Consider the following 15052-nt stretch of genomic DNA (forward strand, 5'->3'; position numbering starts at 1 on the left):
CTCCGTCGATGCGGCGCAGAACCTCACGGTCGCGCTCCGGCATAGCCTCACTTATGCGCCGAAGTTCGTCGCGGTCGATCCGGCGGCGTCGCTTGTCCGGTTGCAGGACTCGGGCGCTCTCCGTCGACATCGTCGGCGGAGTATTCGTCCCCTGAGCGCGTACAGATTCACGACTGACCTGAGATGTCGGCGAAACGGCGGATGAGCCGGCCGGAATGGCGGGTGGAATGCCCTGTCCTGGGGTGTAACTAGTCATGACGTACCCCCTTCCGTGTCGGATCGCTTGGTGCGACCGAAGGATTCACGGACGGTGCGGCGTTCGGTCAGTGACAGCAAATCGGCTTCGACCTCGCTGAGCGGCTGGCCGTAGCGCTCGCGGGAGCGCCGTCGGATTGATGCGGCTGACCGGACAGGGTCGGGCATCTTCGTGGTGGTGACACTCACCCACGGGCCAGGCGTGTTCTGGTGCAGGATCTGGGCGTACGCCTGGAAGGCCGGGAGCGTCTCGAAGTCGGCGGGTTCGAGCTGACCGCTGGTGAGACTGGCGAACTCGCGGGCGTCAGGGTGACTTAGCTGGAAGGGCGATGCGCGTTCTGGCGTTTGCAGTAACGGCTTCGCGAATCGACTTGGGAAGTTGACCGAGGTGCTGGTGCGCCAGGGTGTAGCCGATGCCGAGCCCGCATGCTTGCGCCAGTGCGTCACCGATGTCGCCTGGGAGCCGAAGGTAGTCTTGGACTTCGTCGATCAAGATGGTGACCGGGTGCCGAGACTGCGGTGACTGAGCGGCTCGAGCGAGGGTCGCGGTCCACAGTTGCGAGACGATCAGGGACCCGAGCAGTGCGGCAGCTTCGGGGCCGATCTTGCCCTTCTCCAGACTGACCAGCAGGATGCGGCGCTTAGTGAACACGTCGGACAGATCGAATTTGGGACGGCGCTGGCCGAGGATGCCCCGCAGGCCGGGACGGAGCAGGATCGGTCGCACTCGGCGCAGCAGCGGCGCGGTGGCCTGAGCCTGCTCGTTGTCGCTGAGGCTCTCCCACCATGCCCAGAACCCACCGAGCCCCATCGGGTCCTCGCGGGCCACTCGACCGACGATCGAACGCCGAAAGCCGGGATTGGTGAGTAGCAGCGGCAACATGGCGATCGAGGCGTCACCACGTCGGGCGAGCGTCAGGAGGCTGGCGTGTAGGACATCTTGCGTGCGTGGTCCCCACGCGTCGGCCCACAGCGAGTGGAAGACGCCGAGGATGGTGTCGGCCGCGAGGTCTGGATCGGTCGCACCGACCAGGCCGTTAATGCCGATGGGCGCCGGGTCGGTGGCGTCGACGACGGCGATGTCGTCGAGACGTGATTCGTCGGCACGCTGCAATATGTCGTCGATCAGGTCGCCCTTGGGGTCGATCACGACAAGTCCGCGTCCTGCCGCAATATCTGCCAGCGCAAATTGGCCGAGCAGGTTTGATTTACCCACGCCGGTCGGGCCGGTGATGGCGATGCCGGACAGCGAGTCACGAACCGAGATAGCAATTGGTCGCTCCGGCCGTGCGGTCGATACCCCGACGGCGCGGCCCTCCTTCGGCGTGCTGGCGGAGGTGGGAAGTAGCTTCGGATGTCGCGACGGCACTCCGGGAAGCGGCGCGGCGTCGCGGTGCGCGATGGGCCACGCGGTCAGCGCCACGACCTCACTGACGCTCAGCGTCGTCGTCCAGAACCACGGTGCACGCGCGCGGTCGAATGACGTAGTGGCCATACGGCTGGCAGTGAGCTGGGCGGACGGGGCGTTGAGTCCGCGAATTGCGGCGATGACGCGTTCCGCCAGGTGTCGGGCTCGGTCGTCGTCTGCGGCTGTTGCCGCGACGCGGATGGCGCAGCCGAACCGGAACTCGCGGAGCTTGGCGACGGCGAGCGTGCGGTCTCCGCCGCGGAGCTGCTGAGGCGGCAGCTGGGGGGTCTTGCGCGGTCCGAGTATCACCTGGAGGTAGACGCTTTCATGCCGACCGGCGACCGCCAGCGCACCGAGGACTCCCCGCGTCACCGATTCAGTGGATTCATGTGCGAGTGAGCCCTCGATCGCAGACCGTGACCGGACGCGGACCTTCGTGGCCACATCGGCGCGCGGCCCGGCTGGGAGGGGATGTGGCTCGTCGACGACGAGGCCGGGAAGATGGGTGCGCAACACCTCGATCACCTGGTGGCGGTGGCGCACCGGCATCCCGATCCGCCACCGCACGTGTCGATTGCTGCCGAACGTCTCGATGACGATCTGCGGCTGCCCGCTGAGTCCTGCCAGAGCGACCACGGCGGCGTGGGCGGCCTCGATCGATAGCGGAGCGGGGATCGACAAGGTGACAAAGACCAGCCGGGTGGCCTCATTCATGGTCGGTCTCCTGGCGCTCCGCGCGTCGTTCGACCTGTTCCTGTGCTTCTTTCTCGGCCTGTGCGACGGCAATAGCAACTACCGTGCGGGCGATCCGTCCCAGGTCGGGGTCGGATCGAAGTTGGCCGCGAATCCGTAGCTGCCGATTTCTCCCACGCTTTAGCGGTTGCGATGTGCGCGAGTGTTTTTTGGACATAGTGAATACACCCTCCTTTCGGTGGTTAGCTGATAAATTTGAATGGCGATTGGTGTGCTGCATTTATGCAGCGGCCATGGCCTTACTATGAGCTGCACGAATGCAGCAGTCAATATGCCCGGCGCATTCCACAACACCGGCTGGAACTCGTTCGGACCTGAATTACCAGCGGCGAAAATGTCGATAAATGAGCGTGAAAGATCCGCCGATAATCGCAACGGTTGCGATGGTGATGCAGAGCGGTACCCAGATCGCTTGCAGGATGTAGATCGCACCGTAGAGCGCCATGGCGCTGACGAATACAGCGAGACAGGCGTTGAGCAGCCGGCCCCCGAGCCCACCGGGATCGCCACTCACGACGACCCCCGGCGGATCTCACGCAGGATGCCCTGCTCGAACCCGTAGCGCTGACACTCCAGATCGAACAGTTCCTGATCGGCCGGAAACCGACGGGCCACCGCGTTGATAATCACCTGGCCGAGTGTGTCGGCCTTCAGGAAGGCGTACTCCAGGCTGTGCGGGCCGAATCCCTCTCGCTCCAGTTCGGACAGGTGCCACAAGGCCAGCTCATACTCATCAGGGAGCGAGAAGCTGAGGCCGCGTTCGACATGCGTCACGTCGTGCACGAATCGCCAGGCGAAGTTGGCGTCGGGTGACGTCAGGATCACCGAGGCCGAGTTCTCCGACGACACCGGCAACGACTCGCCCGACTCCACAGAACGGGCGTGCGCGGCGCACAGGTCCGGATACGTTGACGGCGCGTCCGGCTGTGGCGTCCATGCGAAGCCGCACTCCCGAGCTATAGCCTTCGCGGTAGTGCACACCCAGCGAGTCAGGCTCCGCCTAGCCTGATCGATCTGCTCTGTCGAGATGTAGTCGGACTGAACTCCGAGCGTTACGACCTCGAGATCAGCTGTCGTCATGGCTGGCCTCCTCGCCCGACGCACTGTGCGCACTGGCAGAAGATGCCGTGCGGTGCGGCCGCTTCGGTCATCTGCTGGATTGCGGACGAGGTGAGACGGTTCATCCGCGCCTCGGCTTGGCGGCGCTCTCGCCTGACGCGGGCAATCTCGATCTGGCGGTCGGACTCGTCGCAGATGTCGATGAGGAATCCGACGAGATACAGCGTCGCTAGGATCGCGGCTGCGGCCACCAGAATGATCACGAACGTGGTCATCGCCGGTTCACCGCCCGACCCGTGTCAGCGACGATCTGGCCGATACCGACGGCGGTCATGGTCTTGATGAAGTCGAGATCGCCGGACGCTGCCGGTGCCGCCAGTGCGAGCTGTTGCTGCATCTGTGACACCAGTGCGACCTGCTGCATGGCGTACGCGCCAGCTCGAGCGACGGCATCGATCCGTGCCTGCTGAACCTCACCGGCCGCCGCTACACGAGCGGTACTCACCTCGGTCGAGTGATTGATGGCCGCGAGGTCGCGGGCAACCTGGCGCGACAGTGCTCGGCCACCCAACCAGGTATTGCTGACGCCTGTAGCCGAAGTTGTGAAACGGTCAATCTCAGTCATGCTGTCTCCGTTCGGGTTTGGGGCAAATCCGCTGACCACCCTCTACCTCTAGGTTTGCGCAAAACGCGCCGTACTTTTCGGCTGAGAACTGGGCAGTTGCCGGGCAAAATGGGGTCATGCCGGAATCGAGCCTTCGTGATCGCCTCGTCGTTGACTTGAAGGTCGTGCGGCGGCGTGGATTGCACAGGCTGGTGGACTACATCGACGACGTGCCCGCACTACGCGAAGTGGCCGTGCAGACCACCGGTGCAGACAACGCGGAGCATGTCGAGAACCTGCTCCGCAGCGTGTACAAGATGCGGAGTGAAGGAGCGCAGGGAACGGCAATCGGCATCTTGCTTGGGCTTGAGCAGGGACGCAGAGGAGCCAATCCGACGGTTCTCCGCGAAGCCGCAGCCACGCGATTGGGCTATCACTCGGTCGACACGTTTCGGAAACAGCCCGAAGCGAACGCGCTGCTTACCTTTGCGAGTTTGATTGAGACATATAGCCTCGAGTATCAAAATTCGTCACAACCTGAGGATTACAAAATCAATATCGCGTTGAATGCGATTAAGGAGCTCACACTGACTGAATACGCCGAGTTGATTCGGCGACTACAGGCGTGGTTCAAGGAAAACGGTCGTGGGTTCTACGACACCTAGGGCTGCGCTCAGTGCCTGGCCAGGCAGTGTCCTCCGAGTGACGGAATGAGGCTGATCACGCCGTGTCCGCTCCGTGGTGTCCGACTGGTTTGACATGCTATCCGTGCGGCGGCGAACCACTCAGTGATTCTTCGCACATTTGTTCGAACTAGTGGTAAAATGGCATCAGATGCCTGGAAGAAGCGAAGGTAGACCAGCTGTGGCACTCAAGAAGTCGGACCTCTACTCATCCCTGTGGGCAAGTTGCGACCAGCTTCGAGGCGGCATGGATGCCTCGCAGTACAAGGATTACATCCTGACCTTGCTGTTCGTGAAGTACGTCTCCGACAAGGCGAAGGCTGATTCGGCCAGCCTGATCGACGTGCCAGAAGGCGGATCGTTCGACGACATGCTGGCCGCGAAGAACGACAAGGAGATTGGCGACAAGTTCAACAAGATTATCGCCAAGCTCGCCGACGCCAACGATCTGCGTAACGTCATCGATCTAGCCGACTTCAACGACGAGGAGAAGCTTGGCAAGGGCAAGGAGATGGTGGATCGCCTCTCCAAGCTTGTCACGATCTTCAATGACCTCGATTTCCGAGGCTCACGTGCTGAGGGTGACGACCTGCTCGGTGACGCCTACGAGTACCTCATGCGCCACTTCGCCACAGAGTCCGGCAAGAGCAAAGGCCAGTTCTATACCCCAGCCGAAGTGTCGCGCATCCTCGCCAAGGTCGTCGGCATCGGTGCAAGCACCCGACAGGATCAGACGGTCTACGACCCGGCCTGTGGGTCCGGCTCGCTCCTGCTCAAGGCAGCAGCCGAGGCACCGCGAGGCATGTCGATCTACGGCCAGGAGAAGGACAACGCCACCTGGGCACTGTCCAAGATGAACATGATCCTGCACGGTAACGAGATTGCCGAAATCTACAAGGGCGACACCATCACGAGTCCGCAGACGGTCGCGGGTAGTCACCTCAAGACCTTCGACTTCGTGGTCATGAACCCGCCGTTCTCGGTGAAATCATGGAACAACGGCCTCGAACACGACTACAACCGCTTCGAGTACGGCCGCCCGCCAGAGAAGAACGGCGACTACGCGTTCCTGCTCCACGCACTGACATCACTCAAGAGCGCCGGCAAGGGGGCGATCATCCTCCCGCATGGTGTCCTGTTCCGCGGCCACGCCGAAGCTGGCATCCGTAAGCGCCTACTGCAGCACGGGTTCATCAAGGGCATCATCGGCTTGCCCGCCAACCTGTTTTATGGCACGGGCATCCCCGCCTGCATCGTGATCCTCGATAAGGAAAACGCGGTCGGACGTACCGGTGTGTTCATGATCGACGCGTCCAAAGGCTTCATCAAGGACGGCAACAAAAACCGCCTCCGGAGCCAAGACATCCACAAAATCGTCGACACCTTCAACAACCAACGGGAGGACGATCGCTACTCGCGCATGGTGCCGATGAGCGAGATCGCTGATCCGAAGAACGACTACAACCTCAACATTCCGCGCTACATCGACTCCTCTGAGCCAGAAGACCTACAGGACCTGCACGCACACCTCCACGGCGGCATCCCAGATCGCGACCTTGACCTACTCGATGACTACTGGAAGGCATTCCCGCAGCTCCGCGCGCAGCTTTTCCGGCCGAATCGCCCTGGCTACTGGGATCTGACCATCGACGTCAGCGCCGTGCAGCAGGCCATCCTCGACGCCCCCGGCTTCCACAAGCTGCGTGACGAGGCCAGAGGCATCGTCGACGACTGGTTCGCTTCGCATCGCGACGCATTGGCCGGCATCACCGCCGACACGAAACCGAATGAACTCATCACTACCATCGGCGACGACCTACTGGCACGCTTCAAATCGATGCCACTGCTCGACGAGTACGACGTTTACGAGCAGCTCATGAACTACTGGCACGACACGATGCACGACGACGTCTACCTAATCATGGCCGACGGCTGGCTGAACGCCGCCAAGCCGCGCAAGACCATCGAGGACAAGGAGCGCAAGCTCTCCGAAACCCCCGATCTTGTTGTCGGCTCCGGTCGCAGCGCAACCAAGTACAAGATGGACCTCATCCCGCCAGCGCTCATCGTGGCCCGCTACTTTTCCGACGAGCAGGCCAAGGTCGATGAACTCACCGCTGCCGCCGAAGAAACCACCCGCGCCGTCGATGAGTATGTCGAGGAACATACTGTCGAAGACGGACTCCTCGCCGACGCCATGGAAGACGACAAGATCACCAAGGCGCTCGTCGCCGCGCGACTGAAGGCCATCAAGACCAGCGGCGATCCCGCCGAAATCAAGGCACTCCAGCACGCCACCAGGCTGTACAACGCCGAAGCTGCAGCCAAGAAGGCCGTCAAGGACGCACAAGGCGACCTCGACCTCGCCACGCTCAAGAAGTACGGCAACCTCACCGAGAAGGACGTCAAGACACTTGTTCTCGGCGACAAGTGGCGGGAGACAGTTGTGCGCCGTGTTGCCGCTGAGGCCGAATCACTGACGCTTCACCTGGTCGCACGTATCCGGCAACTCGGAGAGAGATACGACGACACTGTAAATCGGCTAGATATCGAGCTAGAAAGACTAGATGCCAAAATCATTGGGCACCTTGCAGCCATGGGGGTTCAGGCGTGATGACTTCAGCCTGGCGGCAGGTGGGCCTTGGTGATGCTGTCGAATTCCTTGATTCAAAACGTCGACCCGTTAGGGTCGGAGATCGCGCCAAGATGCGAGGGTCGATTCCATACTACGGAGCATCGGGAGTTGTCGATCATGTAAACCAGTATCTATTCGATGAGGATCTCATCCTCCTCGGTGAAGACGGGGAGAATATCCTCAGTCGAGTGGTTCCATTAGCTTTCAAGGTCTCCGGTAAATGCTGGGTTAATAACCATGCCCACGTACTGCGTCCGCGTAGCGACTTCGATATCGACTTCTTAACGGCGTACCTGGAAAGCCTCGACTACTCGGGATTGAATACGGGAACGGCTCAACCAAAACTCAATAAACAGTCGTGCCTGTCCGTCCAGGTTGCAAAACCTCCCCTGGAAGAGCAGAGACGTATTGCCGAGGCACTGTCGGATACCGACGGTCAAATCACCGCTCTCGAACGCCTCATTACCAAGAAGCAGGCGATCAAGCGGGGCATGATGCAGCAACTCCTCACCGGCCGCACCCGCCTGCCAGGATTCGCTGACGAGTGGACTGACATTCGACTGGGCGACCACGTGAGCTACGTGAAAACTGTTGCACTCTCGCGAGCTCAACTTGACGCGAAGTCGCCACTAAAGTATCTCCACTATGGCGACATTCATACTCGGTCTTCTGTACTGCTTGACGCGGTAGCGGAAGAGATGCCGCGTGCAAGCGCCCTCCTTGCTGGACGTGCAGGTCAATTACGATGCGGTGACCTCGTATTTGCGGACGCTTCGGAGGATCCGGCAGGAGTCGGCAAGTCGGTCGAGATCGTGGACGTTCCCAGTGGTGGCGTTGTTCCGGGTCTCCACACAATCGCCGCACGTTTCGATAAGTCCGTGCTTGCCGACGGGTTTAAGGCATACTTGCAGTTCATTCCAGCATTTCGTGAGCAGTTGCTACGTCTAGCAGCCGGAACGAAGGTGCTCGCAACTACTCGATCGTATATTTCGAGCGTCATTTTGACGCTCCCCGACGTTACTGAGCAGAAGGCAATCGCCGAGGTACTGCATGACTCCGAGCGAGAGATCGACGCCCTCCGCATTCGGCTCTCCAAAGCTCGCGACATGAAGACCGGCATGATGCAGCAGCTCCTGACCGGCCGCACCCGGCTGCCTGTCGAGGTCTCGTCATGAGTGATGTGGGTCAGATCGAGCGCAAAGCGCAGGATCGCGTAGTCAGACTGTTCCGCGAACAGCTCGGCTATGAGTATCTTGGCAACTGGGAAGGCCGCGCTGGAAACTCGAACATCGAGCGGCAGTTGTTGATCCAGAATCTTAAGGCTCGTGATTACGACGACAATCTGATTAACCGCGCCGTCGAGAAGCTCGATAAGGCTGCCGCTGTGGGCGCTGGTCACGACCTGTACGAAGCCAACAAGGATGTCTATAGCCTGCTTCGCTACGGGGTAAAGGTACAGCCGGGCGCCGGTGAGAGGTCTGAGACAGTCTGGCTCGTCGACTGGGCCACGCCTGAGGCGAACCATTTCGCCCTCGCCGAAGAGGTCACGATCACCGGGGAGCACACCAAGCGCCCCGACATCGTGCTCTACGTCAACGGTCTCGCGCTGGGCACGCTCGAACTCAAGCGGTCGAAAGTCGCAGTCTCCGAGGGCATTCGGCAGACAATTGGCAACCAAGACAAGCAGTTCATCCGCTCATTCTTCTCAACCGTCCAGTTCGTCTTCGCCGGCAATGACGTCGAGGGACTGCGCTACGGCGTGATCGACACGCCCGAGAAGTACTGGCTGGAGTGGAAGGAGCCCTCTGACGTCGAGGACCCGCTCGATCGAGCGCTACTGCAACTGTGCAGCAAGGATCGGTTCCTGGAACTCGTTCACGACTTCATCGTCTTCGATGCGGGTGTCAAGAAAGGTCCGCGCCACAACCAATACTTCGGCGTGAGGGCTGCGCAGGAGCGTATCGCCAAGCGCGAGGGCGGCATCATCTGGCACACCCAGGGCTCGGGTAAGAGCCTAACGATGGTGTGGCTGGCCAAGTGGATTCGGGAGCATCAGGACGATGCGAGGGTTCTGCTGATCACCGACCGCACCGAGTTGGACGACCAGATCGAGGGCGTCTTCAACGGTGTCAGTGAGCAGATCTATCGCACCAAGAGCGGCTCAGACCTGATCGGGACTCTCAACACCTCCGAGGAATGGCTGATCTGCTCGCTGGTGCACAAGTTCCGCGGCGCAGATACAGACGCCTCGGACGACGACGCGACCACAGACTTCATCAAAGAGCTGAATGCCAAGCTACCGAAGGACTTCAAGGCCAAGGGCAACATCTTCGTCTTTGTCGATGAGGCGCACCGCACCCAGTCGGGCAAGATGCACACCGCCATGAAGGAACTGCTCCCGGGCGCGATGTTCATCGGCTTCACCGGCACGCCACTACTGAAGGCAGACAAGGCCACCAGTATCGAGACCTTCGGCTCGTTCATCCACACCTACAAGTTCGACGACGCAGTAAAAGACGGCGTGGTACTCGATTTGCAGTACGAGGCTCGCAACATCGATCAAGACCTCACGTCGCCCGACAAGGTCGACAAGTGGTTCGAAGCCAAGACCAAAGGTATGACCGACCTGTCGAAGGCCGAGCTCAAGAAGCGCTGGGGCACAATGCAAAAGGTTGTATCTAGCGAGCCGCGTGCTCGTCAGATCGTTGACGACATCCTGATGGACATGGAGACTAAGCCCCGCCTGATGGACAAGCGTGGCAACGCCATGCTAGTCGGTTCGTCGATCTACCAGGCGTGCAAGTTCTATGAGCTGTTCAACGCCACCGACCTCAAAGGCAAGTGCGCGATCGTCACCAGCTACATCCCGAACGCCAGCGACATCTCTAAAGAAGACTCCGGCGAAGGCAAGACCGAGAAGCTACGCCAGTATGACATCTACCGTCGCATGCTGGCTGACTACTTCGGTGAGTCCGAAGACGCTGCGATGGGCAAAGTCGAGCAGTTCGAAAAAGAAGTCAAAGAACAGTTCGTCAAGCACCCTGGTCAGATGCGCCTGCTGATCGTGGTCGACAAGCTCCTGACAGGCTTCGACGCACCGAGCGCCACCTATCTCTACATCGACAAGAAGATGCGCGACCACGGCCTGTTCCAAGCGATTTGCCGCGTCAACCGCCTCGACGGCGAAGACAAAGACTACGGCTACATCGTCGACTACCAGGACCTCTTCAACTCACTCGAAGATGCCATCACCGACTACACGTCTGGTGCGCTGGACGGCTACGAGAAGAAGGACATCGACGGCCTGCTGAGCGACCGCATCGAGAAGTCGCGCGACGACCTCGACGATGCCCTTGAGCGCATCCGGGCACTCGTCGAGCCCGTGGCACCGCCGAAGGGCACCTTGCAGTATCAGCAGTACTTCTGTGCCAAGGACCAGGGCGACGCCGAGCAGCTTAAAGCCAACGAGCCGAAGCGCGTCGAGCTGTACAAAGCGGTGTCGGCGGTGTCCCGTGCCTACAGCAACCTCGCCAACGAGATGGCCGACGCCGGCTATAGCGAGGCCGAGGCTGCCGCGATCAAGACGGAGATCGCGCACTACGTCGACGTGCGTGCCGAGGTGAAGCTGGGCGCAGGCGAAGACATTGACTTCAAGCAGTACGAAGCTGGTATGCGCTACCTACTCGACACCTACATCCGGGCCGATGCCAGCGAAGTCGTATCCGAGTTCGAAAACACTGGCTTGGTCGATTTGATCGTCAAGCTCGGCGCAGGGGCAATCGACAAGCTGCCGCCAGGCATCAAGAAGGATCCCGAGGCGGTCGCTGAGACGATCACCAACAACATGCGCAAGGTGATCATCGACGAGCACGCCATGAACCCGAAGTACTACGACAAGATGAGCGAGCTACTCGACGCCATCATCGAACAGCGCCGCCAACAGGCCATCGATTACCAGGCGTACCTGGCAAAACTGCTGGAAGCCGCCAAGAAGCTTGGCACCGGTGAAGGTACCGGACACGACTACCCAGATTGGGTCAACGACGGCGCACGCAAGGCGCTCGTCGACTTCACCTGGCCCGACGTCGAGATCGCGCGCAGCCTGGATGAAGCTGTGCGGACGACGAAGCCCGATGCCTGGGTCGGTAACCCGCTCAAGGAGAAAGTCGTCAAGCGTGCGCTGCGCCGTACCCTGCCCAACGACTACGACGATGACAAGCTCGATGAGGTATTCAACCTAGTGAAGGCTCAAGATGAGTACCGCTAGCGCCTACCTCAGCATCCGAGGCATCGATGTCGACGTGATCTACAAAGACATCAAGAACCTGCACATCGGCGTCTACCCGCCGCTTGGTCGTGTCCGCGTCGCAGCACCGAAACGGCTCGACGACGACCAGGTGCGCCTCGCCGTAATTCAGAGACTTCCGTGGATCAAGCGCCAGCGTGAGCAGCTCAAAGCAGCACCGCGCCAGAGTGAGCGTGAGATGACGACCGGTGAGAGCCACTACGTATGGGGTGTTCGTAAGCGTCTGAAGGTTGTTGAGCGGCCCGGTCGTGCTCACTTCGAGCCAGATGGTGATCGACTCGTCCTCTACGTGCCACCTGGGACGGATGCCGAAAAGCGGCGCAGCTACCTCGACCAGTGGTACCGCGAACAGCTGCGACATGCCCTACCCGATGTGATCACCACCTGGGAGGGCAAGCTCGGCGTGACCGTCCCCAAGTGGTCGATTCGACGCATGAAGACCAAGTGGGGGTCATGCAACCGCGAAACCAGGCACATCTGGTTCAATGTCGAACTCGCCAAGAAGCACCCCGACTGCCTCGAATACATCGTCGTCCATGAAATGACGCACTACTTCGAGCGGAACCACGGGGAGCGGTTCACGACGCTGATGGATCAGCATCTGCCGGATTGGCGAAGTCGCCGAGATCAACTAAACGCTGCACCGCTTGGTGCGGAGGAGTGGGAATAGGTGCCAGTGACTGATCCATTGCCGGGTGCTCGTTGGGTGCGGGCGGCGCTTCAGGTAAATCCGTACGAATACAAAGGCAAGAATCAGCCATCGACGTCTTTTAGTTCGGAGGCTGATTACAACAATGCGCTGCTCGACGAATGTGAAGCGCTCGGGATCGGATTGATCGCAGTCACTGATCACTGGTGCGCTGAGAGCGCAGCGGGGCTAATTGTGGCTGCGGCCGAGCGTGGAATTGTTGCTCTCCCTGGATTCGAAGCCAACTCGTCAGAGGGGGTTCATATTCTGGTCATATTCGACGCCGGGACAAGTTGGGCAGAGATCAATGCTGCCATCGGAGTATGTGGATCGAAGCCCGGAACAGGGTCCGGCCCTGGATCGTGTAGTTACAAACATATTCTTGAGAAGATGGCGGAGCTGGGGGCGCTGGTTGTGCCCGCACACGCCAACGCAGATCCGAGTGGCCTCTTGTGCAGGATGAGTGGCCAATCTCTGGAGCAAATGATACTGCACCCGGAACTGAATGCTATCGGAATAAGTCCTGACCTTGCTGACGCAGTAAATCAAAACAAGATCACTTCAAATCAAAAGCCGTTCGAGCGAAAACATCGATTGGCGATCCTTCATGCTGACGATGTAATGGGTCCTTCTGATCTCAAGAAGCTTGGCGCGACGAGCTGGTACAAGATGAGCACGGATTCGCTGGAGAGCTTGAAGCACGCAATCCGGACACCCGAGACTCGGGTGAAGCTCAACGACCCCACGGCAGTTCCTCGCACGCTACTACGGGAGATCTCCTGGACGGGCGGATTTCTCGACGGGGTTACACTTCCGCTGTCGGAGGATTTGACTACGTTCATTGGTGGACGTGGTACGGGCAAGTCGACGGCGATCGAGAGTCTTCGATTTGCGCTCGGAATCGATCCGATTGGAAAGAAGGTTTCTGACGATTTCGAACTAATCGTACGAGATGTATTGAAATCGGGGACCATTGTTCGGGTTGTTGTCGAAACATCGGTGCCGACGCCGCAGAGGTACACCATCGAGCGGGTTGTGAACGAGCCGTCTGTTGTCAAGGATGCGAGCGGGACCGCCACTAATCAGAGGCCTCAGGACGTACTTCCGATAGTCGAAATCTATGGCCAACATGAGCTTGCCGAACTTGCGACGGATTCTGAACGTGTTGCCACAATGCTGCAGCGCTTTACCGGGTCAGATGGCCCTGATGAAGCGCATCAGAAGACACTGGCCGATCTTGCGGAAAATCGCGAGAAGCTGAACAAAGCTGACAACTCGAAGATGTTGCTCGAGGAGGAGTTGTCAGCGATGACGCGTCTCGAGGAGCAAGTTCGCCAGTACGACTCGACTGACGTGCCTACTAAGCTTGCTGATCAACAGAGGCTTGCCCATGATGAGGCGGTATTCACGGAGGCGTCGTCGCGACTTGGTGACATCCGAGCTGTCGTGGACACCATTGCTGACCCGCAGCTGGAAAACGGTCTAAATGCTCCGTATGAGGGAATTAACGACTCATCCCATAAGGCGATTTTGGATCGCGCAACAGCGGCAACATCGGAGCTTGCGTCGAAGCTTGCTGCGCTCGCGGCGCAGACTAAAATTGCGGTGAATGATGCTGAAGAAGCTGTACTGAAGGCGAAGGAAGACTGGATCAAGGCAGCTGCCGGGAAGCGCGAGGAGTACCAGGAGGTGCTTCGAGTCCTTCATGAGCAAGGTTTGGAGCCAGACAAGTTCGTCACTACGAAACAGAACCTTCAGACACTGAAGGCAAAAGTTCCACGACGGGAACAGATCGATGCGAGTATTCGTGATCTTAAGGCTGAGCGAGTTGTATTGCTGGGTGAGCTCCATGATCATGAGCAACGACAGAGGGAGCGACTCCGTGAGGCCGTTCGCTCCGCGAACAAAGCCACCGCAGGAGTCGTGATAGTGCAACCGGTACCGACACAACACCGGGATCACATCAAAGCTGTCGTGAACAAGTCCGTCACCGGTCAGCGCAACAACATCATGGCAGCCATCGATTCCGAAGACTTCTCGCCTAGGTCGTTTGTTGCAGCAGCACGCAAGGGTGCCGAAGATCTGGCCCACTTTGGAGTGAAAGGGGCCCAGGCGCATAGCGTGATCGATGGAGGAGAAGCGCTATTGCGCGAGCTGGAAGAGCTGAGTGTTGGCCTCGCTGTTGATGTGAAGCTAGACGTAGGCTTCGGCAGTGGGACACGTGACTACAAGAGCATGAGTCGGCTCTCGAAAGGTCAGAAGGCGACAGCTCTGCTGCTTCTGCTGCTCACGGGTTCGGAAGCCCCGCTCATCATCGACCAGCCGGAGGACGACCTAGACAACCGGTTCGTATATGACGGTATCGTCACGAATCTTCGGAGTCTAAAGGGCAAACGCCAGATCATCGCGAGTACGCACAATGCGAACGTTCCGGTTCTCGGTGACGCTGAGTTGATTGTGACTCTCGAAGGCGACGGCTATCACGGTTGGCCAGCCGAAGGCGGGATCGGATCACTTGACGACAAGAAGATTCGGTCCTATGCGGAAAACCTACTGGAGGGAGGCCCGGACGCATTCAACGCGCGACAGCACCTCTACGGGTTCTAGAGAGGCTTGGTTAGTATCGAGCACCGCGCGGCCGTAGCTCAGCGCCTTCGGTTC

13 protein-coding genes are annotated in these 15052 nt (G+C 59.6%); 8 read left to right on the top strand and 5 right to left on the bottom strand.

Features of this window, described 5'->3' with window-relative positions; genetic code table 11:
- Positions 1 to 559: 559 nt before the first annotated feature.
- Complete coding sequence (locus GOAMI_RS23050) at positions 560 to 1678, bottom strand: type IV secretory system conjugative DNA transfer family protein (RefSeq protein ID WP_157228330.1); 1119 nt, start codon at positions 1676 to 1678, stop codon at positions 560 to 562.
- A 456-nt stretch (positions 1679 to 2134) separates the two neighbouring features.
- Between GOAMI_RS23050 and GOAMI_RS23055 the strand changes: the two genes are divergently transcribed.
- Together GOAMI_RS23055 and GOAMI_RS23060 are read left to right on the top strand one after the other, a co-directional pair.
- Entirely contained in the window at positions 2135 to 2326 is a 192-nt protein-coding gene (locus GOAMI_RS23055) for a hypothetical protein (RefSeq protein WP_157228331.1), read from the top strand.
- 19 nt (positions 2327 to 2345) lie between these two features.
- Complete coding sequence (locus GOAMI_RS23060) at positions 2346 to 2516, top strand: hypothetical protein (protein ID WP_157228332.1); 171 nt, start codon at positions 2346 to 2348, stop codon at positions 2514 to 2516.
- A 219-nt stretch (positions 2517 to 2735) separates the two neighbouring features.
- Here the strand turns inward: GOAMI_RS23060 and GOAMI_RS15680 are convergent, their stop codons facing one another.
- The 4 genes from GOAMI_RS15680 to GOAMI_RS15695 form a co-directional block, all read right to left on the bottom strand.
- Positions 2736 to 2930, bottom strand: a complete 195-nt coding sequence (locus GOAMI_RS15680) for a hypothetical protein (protein ID WP_006437530.1) — start codon at positions 2928 to 2930, stop codon at positions 2736 to 2738.
- Positions 2927 to 3289: a hypothetical protein gene (locus tag GOAMI_RS23550; protein WP_255219200.1), complete on the bottom strand. Its 363-nt coding sequence runs from the start codon at positions 3287 to 3289 to the stop codon at positions 2927 to 2929. Before GOAMI_RS23550 ends, GOAMI_RS15680 begins: the two co-directional genes overlap by 4 nt.
- A gap of 203 nt (positions 3290 to 3492) precedes the next feature.
- A complete protein-coding gene (locus GOAMI_RS15690; RefSeq protein WP_006437532.1) occupies positions 3493 to 3750 on the bottom strand; it encodes a hypothetical protein in 258 nt (85 codons plus the stop codon).
- Positions 3747 to 4139, bottom strand: a complete 393-nt coding sequence (locus GOAMI_RS15695) for a hypothetical protein (RefSeq protein ID WP_255219201.1) — start codon at positions 4137 to 4139, stop codon at positions 3747 to 3749. The genes GOAMI_RS15690 and GOAMI_RS15695 overlap by 4 nt, the downstream gene beginning before the upstream one ends.
- A gap of 77 nt (positions 4140 to 4216) precedes the next feature.
- On the opposite strand from GOAMI_RS15695, the gene GOAMI_RS15700 reads away from it, so the two are divergent.
- The 6 genes from GOAMI_RS15700 to GOAMI_RS15725 all read left to right on the top strand — a co-directional run bounded on the left by GOAMI_RS15700 (position 4217) and on the right by GOAMI_RS15725 (position 14998).
- Positions 4217 to 4744, top strand: a complete 528-nt coding sequence (locus tag GOAMI_RS15700) for a hypothetical protein (protein ID WP_040004901.1) — start codon at positions 4217 to 4219, stop codon at positions 4742 to 4744.
- Between the two features lie 199 nt (positions 4745 to 4943).
- A complete protein-coding gene (locus GOAMI_RS15705; RefSeq protein ID WP_006437535.1) occupies positions 4944 to 7376 on the top strand; it encodes a type I restriction-modification system subunit M in 2433 nt (810 codons plus the stop codon).
- Positions 7376 to 8572, top strand: a complete 1197-nt coding sequence (locus GOAMI_RS15710; RefSeq protein ID WP_081598261.1) for a restriction endonuclease subunit S — start codon at positions 7376 to 7378, stop codon at positions 8570 to 8572. Before GOAMI_RS15705 ends, GOAMI_RS15710 begins: the two co-directional genes overlap by 1 nt.
- Positions 8569 to 11664: a type I restriction endonuclease subunit R gene (locus tag GOAMI_RS15715; protein ID WP_006437537.1), complete on the top strand. Its 3096-nt coding sequence runs from the start codon at positions 8569 to 8571 to the stop codon at positions 11662 to 11664. The genes GOAMI_RS15710 and GOAMI_RS15715 overlap by 4 nt, the downstream gene beginning before the upstream one ends.
- Positions 11651 to 12373, top strand: a complete 723-nt coding sequence (locus GOAMI_RS15720) for a M48 family metallopeptidase (RefSeq protein ID WP_006437538.1) — start codon at positions 11651 to 11653, stop codon at positions 12371 to 12373. Before GOAMI_RS15715 ends, GOAMI_RS15720 begins: the two co-directional genes overlap by 14 nt.
- 6 nt (positions 12374 to 12379) lie before the next feature.
- The gene (locus GOAMI_RS15725) at positions 12380 to 14998 is read left to right on the top strand and encodes a TrlF family AAA-like ATPase (protein WP_157228333.1); all 2619 of its coding nucleotides are present in this window, start codon (positions 12380 to 12382) and stop codon (positions 14996 to 14998) included.
- Positions 14999 to 15052: the final 54 nt, after the last annotated feature.

The sequence above is a fragment of the Gordonia amicalis NBRC 100051 = JCM 11271 genome (assembly GCF_000332995.1).
In the GTDB taxonomy this organism is placed as follows: Bacteria; Actinomycetota; Actinomycetes; order Mycobacteriales; family Mycobacteriaceae; genus Gordonia; species Gordonia amicalis.

Excerpts from the sequence above, each read along its gene's own strand:
- GOAMI_RS23055 (WP_157228331.1), top strand. The coding sequence starts at position 2,135 with ATGTGGCTCGTCGACGACGAGGCCGGGAAGATGGGTGCGCAACACCTC.
- GOAMI_RS15690 (WP_006437532.1), bottom strand. The coding sequence starts at position 3,750 with ATGACCACGTTCGTGATCATTCTGGTGGCCGCAGCCGCGATCCTAGCG.
- GOAMI_RS15700 (WP_040004901.1), top strand. The coding sequence starts at position 4,217 with ATGCCGGAATCGAGCCTTCGTGATCGCCTCGTCGTTGACTTGAAGGTC.
- GOAMI_RS15710 (WP_081598261.1), top strand. The coding sequence starts at position 7,376 with ATGACTTCAGCCTGGCGGCAGGTGGGCCTTGGTGATGCTGTCGAATTC.
- GOAMI_RS15715 (WP_006437537.1), top strand. The coding sequence starts at position 8,569 with ATGAGTGATGTGGGTCAGATCGAGCGCAAAGCGCAGGATCGCGTAGTC.
- GOAMI_RS15720 (WP_006437538.1), top strand. The coding sequence starts at position 11,651 with ATGAGTACCGCTAGCGCCTACCTCAGCATCCGAGGCATCGATGTCGAC.